This is a genomic window from Clostridium frigidicarnis, assembly GCF_900111985.1.
GTDB classification, from domain to species: Bacteria; Bacillota; Clostridia; order Clostridiales; family Clostridiaceae; genus Clostridium_Z; species Clostridium_Z frigidicarnis.
In genome coordinates, this window is record NZ_FOKI01000035.1 from 12771 (window position 1) to 32641 (window position 19871).

Genomic DNA, 19871 nt, shown 5'->3' on the forward strand with positions numbered 1-19871 from the left:
AGCCCGTAAAACGGGCATAAAATAATTATTGTTTTTCTTCAAGACATTTAATTTTTTCTTTTAACTCACTTATTTCATTTTTTAATTCTTGAACTTGAAGTTGAGAGGCAAATTTCATGTCTTCTAAAATTTCATAAATTTCTTCTCTGCTTACAGGTAAAACTTTTTCAGATATTTTATCTGAAGAGTCTTTGAAATTCTTTTTAAGTTCTTGAGAAAGATCTTTTCCCTCTTCCATTGTAAGTTTTCCTCTTTGTACTAACTCATCAACAAATTTTGAAGATTTATCATAAGTGTATGCTATGGAACCTAATCCAGCTAATAAAATTTTTTTTAAATCATCCATAATAGTCCTCCTGTTTTATATAAGGAAAATATTTGATACTATTAGATATTATTATACTATAATTAAAAAAATATTAGAAGTTAAACAAAAAAGTTTAAAATCGTCTTAATATAAGAGCTAAAAGAAGTATGGCTTTTTATAAATACTTATCTAAATAGATTATTAAATAACTTCTCCATTAAAGTTTTCGCGTATATATTCACTGGATGGAGAGAGTTTTCGTTTCTTTAAAAATTCCTCTGTTATTTGAGGAAAAATAATATATGATAAAATATCTTCATCTCTAGAACTTAAATTTTTAAGTTCCTCTTTAGTTTTTTCAAATATAGGTTGTAAGTTATCCGCATATCTGCCAGTTATAATAGTTCCGATTCCTAAGGCTTTTATAGATAATTCAGGATTAATATCTCCAGGAGGATTTCCATATTCACCTCTACAATAAGATTTAATTTCTTTTAATATCATTTTATATCTTTCACTAGTTAATACATTTACTGTAGCTTGGGTACCAACCATTTGGCTCATAGGTGTAACTAAAGGTGGATATCCTAAATCCTTTCTAACGTTTGGAATCTCAGCCAAAACAGCATCAAGTTTATCTATTGAATTTTGGGATTTTAATTGAGAAATCATGTTAGATAACATCCCACCAGGTATTTGGTAAGTTAGAGCTTCAGGTTGAGGCGTTAGTACCTTAGGGTCAAGTCCCCCATTTTCTAAAAACTTAGTTCTTATAGGTTTAAAGAAATCATTAATAATTTTCAACTTTTTACTATTAATACCAGTATCGAAACCACTTGCATTTAAAGCAAAATGCATAGATTCAGTAGGGGGTTGAGCAGTTCCAGAAGAGAAAGAGGAAATAGCTGTATCTATTCCATCTACACCAGCTTCAGCAGCTTTTAAATATGACATTTCTGCAAGTCCATTTGTTGAGTGAGAATGAAGATAAATAGGAAGCTTTACAGATTCCTTTAGTTTTTTTATTAAATCATATGCAGTTTGAGGCATTAATAGCCCAGCCATATCTTTTAGACAAATTGAGTCTGCACCCATGTTTTCAAGTTGTTTTGCAAGTTTTATGTAGCTATGGATATCGTGTATAGGACTTACAGTATAAACAATAGTGCCTTGAGCATGAGCACCTTGTTTTTTTACTTCATCCATAGCAACAGCTATATTTCTATAATCATTTAAGGCATCAAAAACTCTAAATATATCCATACCATAATAAGCTGACATTTTAATAAATTTTCTAACTATCTCATCGGGATAATGTTTATATCCTAAAATATTTTGACCTCTTAAAAGCATTTGAAGAGGTGTGTTTTTACATATAGTTTTAATTTTTTTCAATCTATCCCACGGATCTTCATTAAGATAACGGATGCATGAATCAAAAGTCGCTCCACCCCAACATTCAAGGGAGTGATATCCGGCAGTATCTAAATCTTTTAAGATTGGAGCAAATTCATTAAATGGTAACCTAGTAGCAATAAGAGATTGTTGAGCATCCCTTAATACAGTTTCAGTAATGTGTATGGTTTTCAAAAAATCACCTCATTAAAACTAATTAGTGTTAGTAAACATTTACTCAAGGACATTCTAACATAGAAATGTAATATAAACCTATTATTTTAAGAAGGAAGTTAATTTATATAAAATTTACTATTTATATAAAAATTTTCATAGATATTTGACATTGTGGGATTAATATTATAAAATTAATATGTAATAATTTACACCGAGCCCTCATAGTTAAATGGATAGAACAATCCCCTCCTAAGGGATAGATGTAGGTTCGATTCCTACTGGGGGTACCATGTAGGTATAAAAAATGACTTAGCTAAATTTGTTAAGTCATTTTTTATTTTAATTATGAAGAAATATTAGTAGGCTTAGGTTATGAATTATAAGAAATAAAAAAGATTGATATAAGGTAGGACTGTGAAAAAATCCCTTAATTATTGCCTTTTAAAGCAATTATTGTTTCTGTATTAAGAAGTTTAGTATTAATTATCCAAGTTATACCCAAAGTAAGTGACATATTAAGGGATACTAAAAGTAAGTATAAATTTATATCTAAATTTAGTTTATATCCAAATTGATTAGAGTAAGCAAAATTAAATAAGATGCTAAGCAAAATTCCTAGAATAGTAGATGCAATTCCAAATATAAGGCTTTCCTTAAAAAATACTTTAAGAATATTTTTTTTAGTATAACCTAAAGAAGCTAAAAGTCCTATTTCAGTATATCTATCAATGGATATTTTATAAATCATAGCAAATCCAATAATAATAAAAACAATTAGGATAAAACCTGATAACATTGAAAATAGCTTTAACGTGCTTTCAAAACTATTTTTAAATGCTGAAACATCTTTTCCTTTGGTGGATACATCAATTCCTTTATCTTTAAGTGACTTATCTACACTAGGAATTTCATTAAAGTCTTTAATATTAAATGATAGAGCAGATGCTTCTTTAGTATTAGTATTTTTATAGATTTTCTTTTCTATGCCTGAACTAAGGGTAAAGTTATCATAATTGTCATTAGATATGCCAGTTACTTTTAATTTAATAATTTCTGTTTCTCCATCTTTATTAACATATTCAAAATCAATATATTTTCCTACCAATTCATTTACTTTCGGATTTAGCTTAGCAGCAACACTATTAGAAAGAACTATCCCATTTTCATTATCTTTTGGCATATAACCATATATCATTGATAATTCTGAATTTACTATAGTAGGTGATTTTAAATCTATCTTTTTTTTGTTTTGGCCATAATTTATAGAAATATTACTTAAGTCATATTGGTAATATAGATCATCTATAGAATCTATACCATTTAATTCTTTGAATACAGAATCTAAGTCGTTATTACCTTTAGCGACGGAAGCTTTATTATAAAAGGAGTTTTTATCTTTGAAGTCATTAATTGCACTATTTATTATTCCTTTTGACCCTAATGAGCAAACAAATGCAGTAGAGCCAAAGGCAATAAGAAATGCTGCTATGAAAAATTTAAAGAAATGAATCTTAAAGTTTTTTATACATAGCTTCCAAGCATTTTTAGAAGATAGTTTAGGCTCAATGTTTTTTAAAATAGAAGAAGTAGTGGAATTATTAGTTTCAATATTTTCTTTCTTTTTCTTTAAAACTTTTATTAAGTTATCTTCAAGAGAAATAATTTCATCGGCATAATCTGCAACCACATCATCATGAGTAATTACAACTACAATTTTATCTTTAGATAGTTTCTTTACTATTTCCATAATAGATTTAGCAGATTCCTCATCCAAAGCTCCAGTAGGTTCATCAGCAAGAATTACTTTAGGATCATTTATTAAAGCTCTAGCAATAGCAACCCTTTGTTTTTGGCCTCCACTTAAGTTGTCTATAGGATCATTAACTTTATTACCTAATCCAAGATTAGTAAGTAAGTCTAATGCCTTTTTGTGCTTTTTATCATTTGATAGACTAGAGTTTAAATGTATTCCCATAATAACATTTTCAATAGCAGAATATCCCCTAAGCAAATTGTAATGTTGAAATATAAACCCGATATTATTAAAACGATAAGTACATAATTCATCGAGAGATAAATCTTTTAAATTATTAAATTGTACATCTATTTTTCCTGAATAGTCTCTATCAAAACCAGCTAATAGGTTTAATAAAGTGGTCTTCCCAGAGCCGCTGGGCCCAAGAAAGCAAGTCAGAGTGTTACTTTTAAATGTGTAATTTGCATTTGTGTATATATTATTTTCTCCATATTTTTTAGTTACATTATTTAAATTTATCATTATACATCACCTATTTTTAAGTTTTTTGAAGGATTTATCTTAAAAGATATTATTGATGAAACAAATCCAATAACTAGTCCTTGAATTATCACTATTACTATACTTAAATACAAAGAGTTTTTTCCAGATATATACATATCAAATAACTTTATGCTTAACGTATTTAATATGGGCAAAGTAATTAAAAATAAAATAGTTGATATTAATGATACTTGTAGATACTCAAACATTGTTAAGTTTAATATACTTTTATTACTATAACCATTTATCTTAAGTACAGCATGTTCAGCTTTTCTTAGGTATGAATTAATAATTGTTAAAGATAAACTTATAATAACTGACAAACTTAAGAAAATTGTTGATATTAATGTTCCTTGATTTTCATTTGTAGATTTTAAGCTTAACATATCCTGTATTTGACTAAAATCACCCCCAGGTGTCAAACCAGCCTTTTGTAATTTACCAACTATAGGTAATATATCTTCTAAAGTCTTAGCTCTTATTCTTGCATCTAACTTAGATTTATCTAAACCTGTTTGTTTAAATATTTCATTAACTGATTTTAAACTATATATGAAAAAATCTTCTTTTTCTTGACCATAGAAAGTAGAATCTATGACCCCTACTATAGTTAAATCATTAAGAGAAACATTAGATTTGGTTGTCCTTGAAGTCCTCTGATGACCAGTCATATTTAAATTTTTACCAATAACATCCTCAGCTTTTAAATTAAATTTATCTAATAAAGTTTTAGGAACTGCAACCTCCATTTCATCAGAATTTGGCATCCTTCCAGATAGTAATTTATGTACTGTTGGAACACAATTACTATTTTGTGGCTTATAATCTTTTACAATATCACCAATATTAATAGTCTGGTCATCTATTGACAAGCCAGCATATATATATTCAACGCCTGAATCACCATTTAACACATCATATGTTTTAAAGGCGTCTTGTTGAAGACCTCGTCCACTACTAGTGGTTGTATTTGCACCAACATATATATCTTTAATATTATCTCCCCTTTCTTTAACAAGTTGATTATATATATCATCTTGTTTATTTTGTATCTGACCACTTAAATTCATAAGTAGGAAAAAAGAGGACAAAACAAGTATGACTGAAGTCAGTGCAAATTTTAGCGATAATCCTTTGATATTCTTAAAAGCTTGTATTATAGCATTTTTAAAAGAAAGAACTGGACGGATACAGTCACTTTTAACCGTTCCAACACTAGGTTCATTTTTGAAGTTATTTTTTAGTTTACCATTTTTTAGTAAAAAGCAATTTGAATTTTTATCAATAAGATTTTTATCATGAGTAACTATAATAACTAATCTTTCTTTTGATATGTTTTTTAATACATCCATAATAACTTGAGATGATTTGGCATCTAAAGCTCCAGTTGGCTCATCAGCTATTATAATTTCAGGATTTTTTATTAAAGATCTAGCAATAGCTACTCGTTGTTTTTGACCACCAGAAAGTTTAGATATCTTGCTTTTTGCTAAATTACTAATTCCTAACTTATTTAACATAAGTTTGACCTTTTTATTTTTTTCATCAGAAGTGAGAGGGGAAAGATTTAAAACTAACATTATATTGTCTTCCACAGATAAGTGATTAATTAATTGAAAATTTTGCCATACAAATCCTACCGAATTATAATAATAATTATTTAAATCTGATTTACTAAAATCCTTTAAAGATTTACCTTTAAATAAGATTTTTCCATCAAATTCGTTATCCATTCCACTTATTAATTTTAATAGTGTTGATTTTCCACTTCCTGAAGGACCAATTATAAAATTAAGACCTCCTGTAAATTCTGCAGATAAATCCTTTAACACTGTTTCATTACCAAATCTTTTATTTATATTTTTTAGAGATAGCATAGTAGTCTCCTTTCGTATTTGATATTTATTATTGTATTATAGGAGAGATATTCGATTTAAAAATGACCATGTTATGATTTTTTTATGACTATTACGAAAAAGTAAAAATTTTAGGGTAATATATATATTGATTAATGATGTAAAAAAACAAATAGACTTAATAAGTGAGGAGAATTATGCGTAAAAAAAATGTGTTAATAGTTGAGGATGAAGTAAAGATAAACAAGATGATGTCTGACTATTTTAAACATGAAGGGTTTAATACTATAAATGGATTTAATGGTATAGATGGAATAGAGTTATTTAATCAAAATAATATAGATATAATAATATTAGATGTAATGTTACCAAAGTTAGATGGATTTACAGTACTAAGACGAATTAGAAAAAAATCAGATGTTCCTGTAATAATGGTGACTGCAAGAGTAGAAGATGAAGATATATTAATGGGATATGAATTGAAAGTTGATGATTATATAACAAAACCTTTTAATATGGAGATCCTTGTGGCTAAGGTAAAAGTAATACTTGATAGGATAATTGGTAGGTATGATGATGAAAAAAATATTATAGAGTTAAATGGAATTAAATTAGATAAAAAAAAATACAAAGTTTTTATAGATGAAGAAGAAATTGAAATAGAACCTAAACAGTTTGAAATACTTCAGTTTTTAATGGAAAATAAAAATATAGTAATTTCTAGGGAAAAACTTTTGGAAACAAAGTGGGGATATGATTATTACGGAAACATAAGGGTAGTTGATGCTCAAATTAAAAAAATAAGAAGAAGTCTTAAGTATAAATCCTATTGCATTAAAACAGTTTTTGGAGTGGGCTATAAGTTCGATGTGGAATAGGATATTTAAAAAGAGTATTTTTTCAAAGTTATTCCTTATGAATTTAATTATATTAGTAAGTATAGTTATATCTCAACTAGTATTTCAATATTTTTATTTTGAAAAATACTATGTTAACAAGAGAGCTGAAGTATTAAAAGGTAGTTCAAATGAGTTTAGTTCGCTTATTAGTTCTAATAAACCTATGGAAGAAATTTATCAAAATATAGAAAATATAAATAAAAAAAACAATGTGGCTGTTTCTTTAAGAGATAATTCTTTAAATGACATAATCTCTATTCCTAACTATAGGGGAAGTGCATTGATAGAGATAAAGAGTGGCAATAAAAGATATAAGATAATACTTCAAGGTTATCCAGAAGAATTATTATTTAATCAAGGAGATGACATTAAGGTAACTGGGAATATTAATGAGTTTGGATATGTGTATCCTATTAAAATATACAAGAATGGTGAAATTGTTGAAAGAGAATACAATATTAATCCTAATAAAAACATAAAAGATTCATCCGTTATTCAATGGAAGATAGATAAAGACTCTCAAGTAACAACATTAGAGGGAGAAATAATATCAAAAGAGTTAGAGGATAAGTCTTACTTTAAAAATAATTTAGAATTTAATAATAAAATTTTAAATGATAAGAGTGTCATTAGAAGTATTACCGATAATTATGAAAATACATTAAAAATACTATTAGATTCAAAAGAAGAAATTCTTGTTTATACTAAGAAGTATAATGGTGGAATAATTGTTGCAATTACTCCTTTAGCACAATTAAAGGAAGTATTAGGTGTCATTAATGATTACTATATATTTGTTTTCATAGTTATCATTGCATTAGTAGGAATAATTTCTTTTAAGTACTCAAAATTCATTTCAAAACCACTTATATCAATGAGCAAGAAAGCAAGAAATATTTCTAATTGTAATTTTGAAGGAGAATATAAGGTAACAAGTGAGGATGAGATAGGACTATTAGGCGAATCTTTAAATTTAATTTCTAAGAATCTTGAGAGAACTTTAAAGGAATTAAAAGAGGCAAACATAAAGTTAACTAGGGATATGAATAATCAAAAGCTTCAAGAGGAAAAAAGAAAAGAATTAATTGCAAATATTTCACATGAGTTAAAAACTCCTATTACCATAATTCAAGGAAATATTAATGGACTTAAGAATGGAATTTATACTGAAAAAATATATAATGATATTCAAGAAGAAACTATTAGATTGAACGAGCTTGTTATGGAGATGCTTCAAATATCAAAGCTTGAATCACCAAACTTTAGACTAAAAGAAGAACCCTTTGATCTTTGTGGAGCTTTTTATAGTGTAAATGATAAGTTAAGAAACTTAATTAAAGAAAAAAACTTGAAGGTCATTATAGAAGATGATGAAGAAGCAATAGTATTTGGTGATGAAAAAAGAATTAAGGAAGTAATAAGCAATTTATATACAAATTCTATTAAATATACGCCTCAAGGAAATGAGATAAAAATAAAAATTTATTTACTAGAGGATGAAGAAAAATATATGTTTGACATTGAAAATTTTGGAGTAGTTTTAAGTGAAGAGGAATTAAGTAATATTTGGGACCCATTTTATAGGGGTGAAAAGTCAAGAAATAGAAAATTTGGAGGAACAGGGTTAGGACTTTCTATTGTAAAAAAGATACTAGAATGTCATCATAGTGATTTTGGAGTAGAGCGTGGAGGTAACAAAGTTAAGTTTTATTTTACATTAAATTCGTGCAAGGAATATTAAAAATTGTTATACTAATTTTAAATTAGGGGTATCTTATTAATTAGGGAATCTATCTATAAAGGTGAAAAGATTTAATGTTAAATCGTTAGTATTCATAGTTGTAGCTAAATTTAAATAAAGTTTTTATAAAAAAGCTAATAAATCAATGAGAAGACAAGTACTGTAAAAAGAATTAAATATAATTTTAGCTAGTGGCGTCTAGAGGACTAAATATATTATAATCACATTTTTTAATCTATAATAAATATTATAAAATGTGATATAATTTAATATAATAATGTAATGCACAGGATTATATTAAAAATTATTATATACTTTAGGAGAGTGGTATTTTTGGAACCTGGCACGTGGCAAATTTTTCTTTTGATTTTTCTTTTACTTAGTTCTGCATTTTTTTCATCAGCAGAAACGGCTTTAATGTCTTTAAGCAAAATAAGGATAAAGCATATGGTAGAAGAAGGAGTTAAAGGAGCAGATAAAGTAGCAAAGCTTATAGAAAATCCTAATAGATTACTTAGTAGTATTTTAATAGGAAATAACGTTGTAAATATAGGAGCATCAGCTTTAGCAACATCAATAGCTATGGATCTTTTCGGAAGTCAAGGAGTGGCTATAGCAACTGGAGTAGTTACAATATTAGTATTAATATTTGGCGAAATAACTCCGAAGTCTTTAGCAGCCCAAAATTCAGAAAAGGTATCATTAAAGGTTGCTGGTATGATATCAGTTATTGTTATAGTATTAAGACCATTAGTAACTGTATTTACCTATATTTCAGCACCGTTTATTAAGCTTTTAGGAGGCCAAACATCAAAAAATCAGCCTTTCATAACTCAAGAAGAACTAAGAACTATGGTGGATGTAAGTGAAGAAGAAGGCGTACTTGAAGAAGAAGAAAAGGAAATGATATTTAATGTTTTTGAATTTGGCGATCTTCAAGTGAAGGATGTAATGGTTCAAAGAGTTGATATAGAAGCCATAGAGGTGGACTCTAGTTATGAAGAGGTTTTAGCCCTAATAAAAAGTGAACAATTTTCAAGGATTCCTGTTTATAGGGAGACTATTGATGATATAGTTGGGATTTTAAATGTAAAGGACTTACTTATTCTTGATGATAATAAAAATTTTTCAGTAGAAAAAGTAATGAGAGAGCCTTATTATACCTATGAATTTAAGAAAATAATGGAGTTATTTAGAGATATGCAAAAAAACAGAGCATATATGTCTGTTGTCTTAGATGAATATGGTGGAACAGTTGGAATAGCAACAATGGAAGATTTAGTAGAAGAGATTGTTGGTGAGATAGAAGATGAATATGATGAAGAAAGAGAAAAAGAGATAGATGTTGTTAAGGAAGATGAGTATATTGTTGTGGGTAGTGCAAGAATAGATGACTTAAATGATCTTATAGGAACATCTATAGAATCAGAAGAATTTGACTCTATAGGAGGATTCATCATAGGACAACTTGGTAGATTCCCAGAAGAACAAGAAATCGTAGAATATCAAAATATTAAATTTGTAATAGAAGATGTAGATAAAAACAGAGTAATGAAGGTTAGAATTTACACATAAAGAGACTAAATTTTTAGTCTCTTTATCTCATAAGTTACAAAGTACAAGTTATAAGTGGTAAATTGGAATATTGTAGAATTAGAAATTGAAAATGAAATTTTATGTAAGGTATCTTCATATAATTAGGAGTGATTAGTTATGAGCTTTATGAAAGAAGCTTTAGAAGAAGCTCATATGGCATATTTAAAAGGAGAGGTTCCTGTTGGAGCTGTAATAGTTAAAGATGGCGTTATACTATCAAGAGCTCACAATAGAAGGGAAGAACTTAAATCCCCCTTAGCCCATGCTGAAATCATAGCTATTGATAACGCTTCAAAGGTATTAAAAAATTGGAGACTTAATGGATGTGAGATGTACGTTACTTTAGAACCATGCCCTATGTGTGCAGGAGCTATACTTCAATCCAGATTATCAAAGGTTCATATAGGAACATTCGATCCTACTTTAGGAGCATGTGGCTCTGTATTAAACTTGTTAAACAATGAGAATATCAGTAGAATTATAAATGTACAGTGGAAATACAATGATGAATGCTCTGAAATATTAAAGGATTTTTTTAAGATGAGAAGAAAGTCAGAAAAATAAAAATGACCTGCTATTAAAGCAAGTCACATCTATTAGTTTGTTTTTACAATAGTTTAGAGTTTATGTTTTAGGAAAGTAAAAAAAATTATTACTAATTCTAGTTTAAAGGTATTATGGAGTTTTTTGAAATAGTTTATTTTTATAGATATAATGTTATCTATAAGAAATTATAATATAACAATATGGAGAGATGTCTGAGTTGGCTTAAAGAGCTTGTCTCGAAAACAAGTGTATTAGTTTAAATAGTACCGCGGGTTCGAATCCCGCTCTCTCCGCCAAATTAAATTTAAATAATAAAAAGCTGTGAAATTAGCATTACTAATTTTACAGCTTTTTTATTTTAACTAATAGAGAAAATATTGGAAAATAATTTTCGTTAGATAATAAAATAAATTGTTAAAGAATTGGATACTTTAAATAATAGAAGTAGTTTTAAATAAAAAATACCTATAAGATAAGGGAGGATTTATAATGAAAAAGGTATTGAGTTTCATATTAATATTTTTAAGTTTAGTATCTTCAACTGCTTTTGCAAAGACTGAAAAAAAGTTTGAATTGCCACCATTAAAATATGATTACAATGCTTTAGAACCATACATAGATGAAAGAACTATGATGATACATCACGATAAGCACCATAGAGCATATGTAGATAATTTAAATAAGGCCTTGGAAAAATATCCTAAATATTATAATTTTACACTTGAAGAGCTGATAAAATCTTTAGATAGTTTACCGAAAGAAATACAAGAACCAGTAAAAAATAATGCTGGAGGAGATTATAATCATACGTTTTTCTGGGACATCATGACTCCAGAAAAAGATATGAAGCCTAATGGGGAATTGTTAAAGGCTATAGAAAAAGAATTTTCATCATTAGATAATTTTAAGAAAGAATTTGGAAATGCTGCTTTAAATAGATTTGGTTCAGGATGGGCGTGGCTTGTAAAAGATAGTAATGGCAATCTTAAAATAATAAGCACAGCTAATCAAGATACACCTGTTGCTTTAGATTTGAAACCTATATTGGCACTAGATGTATGGGAACATGCATATTACTTAAAATATCAAAATAGAAGAGGGGAATATATAGATAATTGGTGGAATGTTGTTAACTGGAACAAAGCTGAAGAACTATATAAAGAATAATTTATGAAAATAGAGTTATAAATTAAGGAGAGATTAAGCATGTATATGAAAAAAGTCAATGTTTTAATAAGTATATTAATAATGTGCATTAGTTTAACAGCATGTACTTCAAAGGAACCTAATAATCCTAATGTACCTAATCCTCCAATTGAAAAAGGAGGACCTATAAATCCACCACAGGCAGTAAAAACAAAAGTATTTGAAAAAGACAAAGAAGAGTTATTTAGTTATCAAGGTGGAGAATATGCTTTATCATTTTATGGAGCACATAAATATATAGATTCAAATAATACATCATCTATGAATAACTGGGTTTGTATAGAATATAAATATAAGAATGTTGATATAAACCAAGATATAGAAATTACACCTAGTAGTTTCGTGGTGAAGGATCAAGGTAACACGGTTTTAGAGTTTACATCTAACTATGAAGGTGGAGAATCTCCTATGGCAATATCAAAAGGAAAAGATAAAACTGTAAAAATGATTTATAAAGCGGAAAAACCAGTAACGAAGGTTAATGTTACATTTAGAGGTGTAGAGAATAATGAGGATTTAGGAAGTATAGAGCTATCTATAAATGAAGATTAATAATAAATTTGTCTAATGAAAATAGAAGAATAAGCGTTGGCAAACTATCAGATAAACAGTAAGAGTTCTTAGTTAAAAAACGTTACTTCTACTAAAAATTAAATATTTATTTTTTTATCTAAAAAAGTGAGGGTTAAGCGTTAGCAATCTGCTAGTTTGCGTTGCTTAACCCTCGCTTTTGTTTAGATGAATTTCTATTTTAGTATTTACTTAAATGGATTGTATATAGTAGCAGCATTTAGCATTGCATTCATGTTTTCTACAGGAGTACCAGTTGGTAAGTCACAACCAGTATTAAGTAGAAACCCATTTGGACTATCCCAAGCTTTATCAATGCATTTCTTAGCATCTTTCATAACATCTTCTTCTGTACCATATCTCATTATATCCACAGGACTGACATTTCCGATTAAGCATACTTTATCACCTATAAGTTTTTTTGCTTCTGCTAAATCTTCTATATTATCAATACTGAAACAGTCACATCCAGTTTCAACCACCATATCCCACAAATCTTTACTTTTACCACATATATGTATAGCTGCACTTGAACCAGTCTTTGAAATAACTTTTTCTTGTATTCTCTTTACATAAGGAAAAGAAAATTTTTCGTATAATCCTTTGCTTATTAATGTAGTAGATGAAACTGGATCTGGTATACAAAAACTTACCCCTAGTTTAGAAGCTTCATCTATAATGTTCAATAAAGACTGTGTAACTATTTCTAATAGTTCATGAACCTTATCAGGACGTCTTAATGCTCCTTTTAATAAGGTTTTTGTACCAACAACAGATGCCGCTGAACTAAAAGGACCGGCTATAGAAAGTCCAACATCAACAAATTCACCCAATTCTTTTTGATCGATTGCTAAACCTTTTAAAACAGTAGGTATTCTACCATCTTTTAAAGGATTTATAGGTTTTAGTTTACTTACATCATCTAAACTTGATATTGCAGGTTTGTTTAAATATGCTATACCATAATCAGGATAAGCAATTTCAGCTCCTAAAGCCTCAGCAATACCATGCAATGTAATAGAAAGTCCAGCACCATCTTGGTTAAATTTTTTGAATAATTCTATATCTAGCTTGGCTAAAAGTTCTGGAGAATGATAGTAATCCTTTGTTTTCACATTAATAAATCCAGCCATAGCTGGACCAAACATAAGACCACAAGGATATCTATCTAAAGATTGTCTTTTTTTATATGCCTCACTTCTCTCTCTTGGAGTCATAGCAGTTCTGATAAAATTTCTGTCCATATGATTATTCCCCCTAATATGTTGTTTATAAAGTGATTCTTTAAAAATAAATTATTACTCACACATATTACTATAATAGTTAAACACAATAAGTTTAAGGTATTTTCAACAAGAATCAGATATTTGTATATAAGATTAATTCTGTATAGAAAAAACGAATATATGATACAGAATCTATTTAAAATAGGTAGTAGATTTCAGCGGATATAAATAAAATTTAATATTGAACTAAATTAATATATTATGTTAATAATAATTACATTAGAGTTATAATTATTAAAAGAAACAATTAAATTAAGAGTTTAAATGTATATAAATTAATATAGGGCATGGCAACTGATACACACAACATCGTAAGAAGATGGGGTGTTGCAAGTGGTAGCCATTAGATAAATTTTATTTGGAGGAACAACATGAAAACTTTAAATATCAATCTAAAGGATAAAAACTATAAAATATTAATAGGAAAGGGATTAAGAAATAAAATAAAGAATATATTAGATGAAAATTTTAAGTTCAAAAAAGTTGCTATCATAACTGATGAAAATGTATATAAGATTTATGGTAAAGAGATTAAACAACAACTTTTAAGTGGTAATAAAAAGGTTGAATTTATAATTCTTAAACCAGGAGAGAAAACCAAATCATTTAATATATTGACAGAAGTTTATAATAAGCTATTAGATTTTAAAATTACTAGAAGTGATTTAATAATTGCACTAGGTGGAGGAGTAATAGGAGATCTAGCAGGCTTTGTAAGTGCGACTTTTTTAAGAGGAATAAAATTTATACAGATACCAACAACTCTTTTAGCTCAAGTAGATAGTAGCATTGGAGGAAAAGTTGCAGTAGATTTAGATAAGGGCAAGAATTTAGTTGGAGCATTTTATCACCCAGAGCTTGTAATAATAGATGTTGATGTGCTAAATTCCCTAGATAATAGAGTTTTTTATGATGGAATGGCAGAAGTAATAAAGTATGGATGCATAAGAGATGAAAAATTATTTAATACTTTAATGAGTTTTAATTGTAAAAATGATTTGATCAATTCTATGGAAGATATTATTTATACATGTTGTGATATAAAAAGGCAATTTGTTGAAAATGATGAGAAAGATACTGGAGAGAGAATGATTCTTAATTTTGGACATACAATAGGGCATGCTATAGAAAAATATTATAACTATGAAAAATATACTCATGGTGAATCTGTTGCCATAGGAATGTATTTAATTACAAAATTAAGTGAGTATAAAGGTTATACAGATATAAATGAAAGTAATAAAATCAAGAAAATTTTAATTAAGTATAATTTGCCATGCGATATAAACCTTGAAAAATTTGATGATCTTTTAGAAACTATCTCTTTGGATAAAAAGAATTTGGATAATGTACTTAATTTAATATTATTAAACAAAATAGGAGATGCAAAAATAGTTAAGAGTAGTTTAGAGTTTTTTCAAGAGGTGAAGTAATGAGTTTTTTAAAAATAAATCCAAAACAATTAAATGGAGAAGTTAAAATACCACCATCTAAAAGTATGGCGCATAGAGCAATAATTTGTGCCTCATTAAGTAATGGGGTAAGTAATATAACTAATGTGGATTTTTCAGAGGATATAATAGCAACCATAAATGCTATGGAAGCTCTAGGAACTGTAATCAATATGAAAGATAATACTATTACTGTGGATGGAAGAAATACACTTAAAAATAATGGCGGAGTTATAGATTGTAACGAGTCTGGATCAACATTAAGGTTTTTAGTACCAATATCAATAATTAATAAAAATAAAATAAAGTTTATAGGAAGAGGAAATTTAGGAAAAAGACCTCTTGATACATATTACAAAATTTTTGATGATATAGGGGTTAAATATTCATTTAATAATGAAAAACTTGATTTATCTATAGATGGGAAGTTAACTAGTGGCGATTTTTATATGGAAGGTAATATAAGTTCGCAATTTATAAGTGGACTTTTATTTTCATTACCACTATTAAGTGGGGATTCTAGAATTATAATAACAAAAGAAATGGAGTCAAAGGGATACATTGACTTAACAATATCAATGTTAAAAACTTTTGGGATTGATATTAAAAATAATGATTACAAGGAATTTATAATAAAAGGAAATCAAAGATATATAAGTAGGGATTATGAAGTTGAGGGAGATTACTCACAAGCTGCTTTCTTTTTATGTGCAGGGGCTATTGGTAGCGATGTAAAGTGTTTAGGTTTAGATGATAATTCTCTTCAAGGAGATAAAGAAATTTTAAGTATATTAGAGCAGTTTGGTGCTAAAGTTATAAAAGAAGGTGATGGTTTAAAAGTAATAGGAAATAAACTAAAAGCTTCAATAATAGATGGTTCTCAGTGTCCAGACATAATTCCAGTAGTTTCAGTAGTTGCGGCCTTAAGTGAAGGGACCACAACAATAAACAACATTGGTAGATTAAGAATAAAAGAGTGCGATAGATTGGCAGCAATAAGTAAAGAATTAAATAAAATAGGGGCAAAAGTAGATGAACTAGAAGATGGGTTAATAATACATGGAGTTAATAGATTTAAGGGGGGGAATGTAGAAAGTTTTGATGATCATAGAATAGCTATGGCATTAGCAATTGCATCTACAAAATGTATTGAACCATTAATATTAAAAAGCCCTTATTGTATAAAAAAATCTTACCCTGGATTTTTTAATGATTTTAAGTATTTAGGAGGGGATTTAAATGAGTGGAATATGGGGGAATAAATTTAAAATATCTATATTTGGGGAATCTCATGGTGCAGCCATAGGAGTAACTATAGATGGATTGCCTAGTGGATTAAAAATAAATCTTAATAATATAGAAAATGAAATGGAGAGAAGAGCACCAGGTAGGAACTCTATATCAACCTCAAGAAAAGAAAGTGATAAATTTGAAATAATTAGTGGATTTTTTAATGGATATACAACAGGAACACCACTTACGGCAATCATAAGAAATAATGATAAAAAATCTAAAGATTATTTAATGTTATCTCATGTTATGAGACCAAGTCATGGAGATTATAGTGGATTTTTAAAATATAATGGCTTTAACGATTATAGAGGTGGAGGACACTTTTCAGGTAGAATCACAGCTCCAATAGTTCTAGCTGGAGCCATAGCAAAAGAAATTTTAAGAAATAAAGGCATTGAAATTGTAAGTCGAATAAAATCAATAAAAAATATAAGTGATGAAGAAATAGATATATGTAATCCACCTATGGATAAATTATTATTGCTTAAAAACAAAGGGTTAGCAGTATTAAATGATGAAAATGCAAGTCTTATGAAAGAAGAGATACTTAATGCAAAGAAACAAGGAGATTCTGTTGGAGGAGTAATCCAATGTATAATAAATGGATTAAGTGGTGGTGTAGGCGAGCCATTTTTTGATTCATTAGAAAGTACCATTGCACATTTAGCATTTTCAGTTCCAGCAGTTAAGGGAATTGAATTTGGAAGAGGCTTTGATATAACTAAATTTAATGGGTCGCAGATTAATGATGAGTATTATTATGATGGAGAAGTTGTTAAAGCATCAAGCAACAACAATGGAGGAATCGTTGGTGGTATAACTAATGGGATGCCAATTTCATTTAATGTAGCAATAAAGCCGACGGCATCAATATTAAAGGAACAAAATACTGTAGATATTAAAGAAAAGATTAATACAAAATTAGCTATAGAGGGAAGGCATGACCCATGTATAGTACAAAGAGCTATTCCTGTAATAGAAGCAATAAGTGCTATAGCTATTGCTGAACTTATATAGATAAGGGGGAGCTTTATGAAAATAATGGTTATTAATGGTCCTAATTTAAATATGTTAGGAATAAGAGAAAAAAACATATATGGGACTAAAAGTTATGATGGAATATGTAATGAAATAAAGATAAAAGCTGAAGAAAAAAATCATGATATAGATATTTTTCAAAGTAATATTGAAGGTGAAATTATAAATTTAATACATAAGGCATATTTTGAAAAGTATGATGGGATAATTATAAATCCAGGAGCATATACTCATTATTCAATAGCAATTTATGATGCTTTAAAATCTATAGATATTAAAGTTATAGAGGTGCATTTAAGTAATATACATCAAAGGGAGGAGTTTAGACATAAATCTGTTACGGCTCCAGCATGTATAGGTCAAATATGTGGTTTTGGACATTATGGCTATATTCTAGCAATAGATGCGCTGGAGAATTATACAGATTAAAAGGGAAACCCCTTTAAGAATGTTTATTAAAGGGGTTTTATTAAATTAGGGATATTAAGGCACATTCAGAAAATAACAAGTCAGTATACATGGCATTTTTGACTTGTTATTTTCTTTTATGTGCCTAACTATTTTTCGGAAGCCATGGGCATATATTGAGCTATTTTACCGGCTAAATTTCCTACTGGCATACTTTGAACATATACTTTTCCAGGACCAGTTAATGTAGTTAGGAATAAACCTTCACCACCAAAAAGTACATTTTTAAAGCCTTTAACCATTTCTATATCAAAATTAACTGATGGTTCAAACATGGCAACATTGCCAGTATCAACTTTAAGTTTTTGACCAGGCATTAAATTGATTTCTTCTACATGGCCATCAAATTCTAGGAACACTATTCCAGGGCCAGTTATCTTTTGAAGGATAAATCCCTCACCACCAAAAAATCCCGTGGAAAGTTTTTTCTTAAAATAAATTTCTAAAGAAAGTGAAGTGCTTCCAGCTAAGAAAGAACCTTTTTGACAAATTACAGATTCATTATTATCTAAATGTCTAGCAATAAGTTTACCAGGGAAACTTGATGGAAAAGCTATTGTTCCCATATCAACAGAACAAGTATAAGTATTTAAAAAGAATGTTTCACCAGAAAACATTCTAGATAGTCCACCCATAAGCCCACCCTTCATATTTGTATCCATTTTAAAATTATCACTCATCCATCCCATTGCTCCAGATTCAGTTATTAGTGATTCACCTTCGGTAAGTTCACAAATTACTACTGGGAAAGCATCACCTTTAATTGAGTAATGCATATATATCAATCCTTTCTATAATTGGCATAAAATATTAGGCACATTCAAAAAATAACAAGTCAGTATGTTAGTCTATTTCGTATCATACTGCGTCAGTAATATTAGCCCATAGCCTTTACTATGAACTAATATTACCTCCTTGTTTGGCACGAAATATACATGGCATCTTTACTTGTTAGTTTCTTTCATGTGCCTTAACTAAACAAGAATCATACTATTAATAATATTATAGTCAGTTAAATCTTAAAATAGCATTAAATAATCTTAAATTAGTATTAAATACTAATATTTGAATAAATTAATATAGTGATTAGTGTAATCATAAGCAAAAAACTATTGCATTAAACAAATAGGTATATTATAATTAGCATTGTAACAAATTTAAGAATTAGTATGGCAATAATACATGGAGAGGTGTCCGAGCGGCTTAAGGAGCACGCCTGGAAAGCGTGTATAGGGGCAACTCTATCGCGGGTTCGAATCCCGCTCTTTCCGCCATTGCCGTGCTAGATGGGGAGCTAGCGGTGCCCTGTACCTGCAATCCGCTTTAGCAGGGTCGAATTCCTCGCCTAGGCCTTAATTCGTAGGGTCTGGCCCACATAAGTGGTGTTGAGAGTTGGGTCCCACGCAACGAAAACCTATGAACCCCGTCAGATCCGGAAGGAAGCAGCGGTAAGTAGATATTTTCGTGTGCCGTGGATCAATCTGGCTTGAGCTAACTGTGTGGGTAACGCTTATGAGTTATTGTCGAAGCGAGGTGCACGGTTTTAATTAAGAATTTTAAGGAGATATTTAGGTATCTCCTTTTTTGTTATATTTTTTTATAATATCCCGTAATTTTTTACTTTATAGGATATTATAAAATTACAAACCTGTGGATAACTTTGATAACTATTAAAATATATAGATTTTTTAGTTGAAAACTTTAATGAGTGAAAAATTACAAGTGGCAAGTTGCAAGAGTTTA

At 28.7% G+C, this 19871-nt stretch carries 16 protein-coding genes, 3 tRNA genes and 1 other RNA gene; 14 read left to right on the forward strand and 6 right to left on the reverse strand.

All coding sequences use genetic code 11. The features are described 5' to 3' along the window. Positions 1-25 precede the first annotated feature (25 nt). Together BM119_RS15680 and BM119_RS15685 are read right to left on the reverse strand one after the other, a co-directional pair. Complete coding sequence (locus BM119_RS15680; RefSeq protein WP_242948447.1) at positions 26-346, reverse strand: phasin family protein; 321 nt, start codon at positions 344-346, stop codon at positions 26-28. A 162-nt stretch (positions 347-508) separates the two neighbouring features. Continuing rightward, positions 509-1897, reverse strand: a complete 1389-nt coding sequence (locus tag BM119_RS15685) for a pyruvate carboxylase subunit B (RefSeq protein WP_090042678.1) — start codon at positions 1895-1897, stop codon at positions 509-511. 197 nt (positions 1898-2094) lie between these two features. On the opposite strand from BM119_RS15685, the gene BM119_RS15690 reads away from it, so the two are divergent. Next, positions 2095-2169 (forward strand) — tRNA-Arg (locus BM119_RS15690). Between the two features lie 137 nt (positions 2170-2306). On the opposite strand, the gene BM119_RS15695 is transcribed toward BM119_RS15690, so the two are convergent. Both BM119_RS15695 and BM119_RS15700 read right to left on the reverse strand, forming a co-directional pair. Then, on the reverse strand, positions 2307-4157 hold the full coding sequence (locus tag BM119_RS15695) for an ABC transporter ATP-binding protein/permease (RefSeq protein WP_090042679.1): 1851 nt from the start codon (positions 4155-4157) through the stop codon (positions 2307-2309). Then, on the reverse strand, positions 4157-6055 hold the full coding sequence (locus tag BM119_RS15700; protein ID WP_090042680.1) for an ABC transporter ATP-binding protein/permease: 1899 nt from the start codon (positions 6053-6055) through the stop codon (positions 4157-4159). The genes BM119_RS15695 and BM119_RS15700 overlap by 1 nt, the downstream gene beginning before the upstream one ends. Before the next feature lie 176 nt (positions 6056-6231). Here BM119_RS15700 and BM119_RS15705 point away from each other — a divergent pair, with 176 nt between their 5' ends. From BM119_RS15705 to BM119_RS15735, 7 genes are all read left to right on the forward strand, one after another. Further along, positions 6232-6912 carry a response regulator transcription factor gene (locus tag BM119_RS15705; protein WP_090042681.1) on the forward strand — a complete coding sequence of 227 codons (681 nt, stop codon included), beginning with the start codon at positions 6232-6234 and terminating at the stop codon, positions 6910-6912. 37 nt (positions 6913-6949) lie between these two features. Beyond that, complete coding sequence (locus tag BM119_RS15710) at positions 6950-8674, forward strand: HAMP domain-containing sensor histidine kinase (RefSeq protein WP_177199454.1); 1725 nt, start codon at positions 6950-6952, stop codon at positions 8672-8674. 333 nt (positions 8675-9007) lie between these two features. Further along, positions 9008-10249 carry an HlyC/CorC family transporter gene (locus tag BM119_RS15715; RefSeq protein ID WP_090042683.1) on the forward strand — a complete coding sequence of 414 codons (1242 nt, stop codon included), beginning with the start codon at positions 9008-9010 and terminating at the stop codon, positions 10247-10249. 138 nt (positions 10250-10387) lie between these two features. Beyond that, the gene (locus tag BM119_RS15720) at positions 10388-10834 is read left to right on the forward strand and encodes a nucleoside deaminase (RefSeq protein WP_090042684.1); all 447 of its coding nucleotides are present in this window, start codon (positions 10388-10390) and stop codon (positions 10832-10834) included. A gap of 184 nt (positions 10835-11018) precedes the next feature. Beyond that, a tRNA-Ser gene (locus BM119_RS15725) sits at positions 11019-11112 on the forward strand. 193 nt (positions 11113-11305) lie between these two features. Then, positions 11306-11983, forward strand: a complete 678-nt coding sequence (locus tag BM119_RS15730) for a superoxide dismutase (RefSeq protein ID WP_090042685.1) — start codon at positions 11306-11308, stop codon at positions 11981-11983. A 39-nt stretch (positions 11984-12022) separates the two neighbouring features. Further along, a complete protein-coding gene (locus BM119_RS15735) occupies positions 12023-12574 on the forward strand; it encodes a hypothetical protein (protein ID WP_090042686.1) in 552 nt (183 codons plus the stop codon). A gap of 206 nt (positions 12575-12780) precedes the next feature. Here the strand turns inward: BM119_RS15735 and BM119_RS15740 are convergent, their stop codons facing one another. Next, positions 12781-13836, reverse strand: coding sequence for a uroporphyrinogen decarboxylase family protein (locus BM119_RS15740; protein WP_090042687.1), 1056 nt, complete (start codon positions 13834-13836; stop codon positions 12781-12783). 413 nt (positions 13837-14249) lie between these two features. Between BM119_RS15740 and aroB the strand changes: the two genes are divergently transcribed. Genes aroB through aroQ form a run of 4 tightly spaced genes read left to right on the forward strand, consistent with a single transcriptional unit; the run spans position 14250 to position 18089 of the window. Next, on the forward strand, positions 14250-15311 hold the full coding sequence (gene aroB, locus BM119_RS15745; RefSeq protein WP_090042688.1) for a 3-dehydroquinate synthase: 1062 nt from the start codon (positions 14250-14252) through the stop codon (positions 15309-15311). Then, entirely contained in the window at positions 15311-16591 is a 1281-nt protein-coding gene (gene aroA, locus BM119_RS15750) for a 3-phosphoshikimate 1-carboxyvinyltransferase (protein WP_090042689.1), read from the forward strand. The genes aroB and aroA overlap by 1 nt, the downstream gene beginning before the upstream one ends. Beyond that, positions 16569-17639 carry a chorismate synthase gene (gene aroC, locus BM119_RS15755; RefSeq protein ID WP_090042690.1) on the forward strand — a complete coding sequence of 357 codons (1071 nt, stop codon included), beginning with the start codon at positions 16569-16571 and terminating at the stop codon, positions 17637-17639. Before aroA ends, aroC begins: the two co-directional genes overlap by 23 nt. Before the next feature lie 15 nt (positions 17640-17654). Beyond that, positions 17655-18089, forward strand: a complete 435-nt coding sequence (aroQ, locus tag BM119_RS15760; protein ID WP_090042691.1) for a type II 3-dehydroquinate dehydratase — start codon at positions 17655-17657, stop codon at positions 18087-18089. Between the two features lie 128 nt (positions 18090-18217). Here the strand turns inward: aroQ and BM119_RS15765 are convergent, their stop codons facing one another. Further along, complete coding sequence (locus BM119_RS15765; RefSeq protein WP_090042692.1) at positions 18218-18904, reverse strand: TIGR00266 family protein; 687 nt, start codon at positions 18902-18904, stop codon at positions 18218-18220. 408 nt (positions 18905-19312) lie between these two features. Here BM119_RS15765 and BM119_RS15770 point away from each other — a divergent pair. Together BM119_RS15770 and ffs are read left to right on the forward strand one after the other, a co-directional pair. After that, positions 19313-19402, forward strand: a tRNA-Ser gene (locus BM119_RS15770). Between the two features lie 3 nt (positions 19403-19405). Beyond that, positions 19406-19669, forward strand: an RNA gene (gene ffs, locus BM119_RS15775) — signal recognition particle sRNA large type. The last annotated feature ends 202 nt before the right edge of the window (positions 19670-19871 follow it).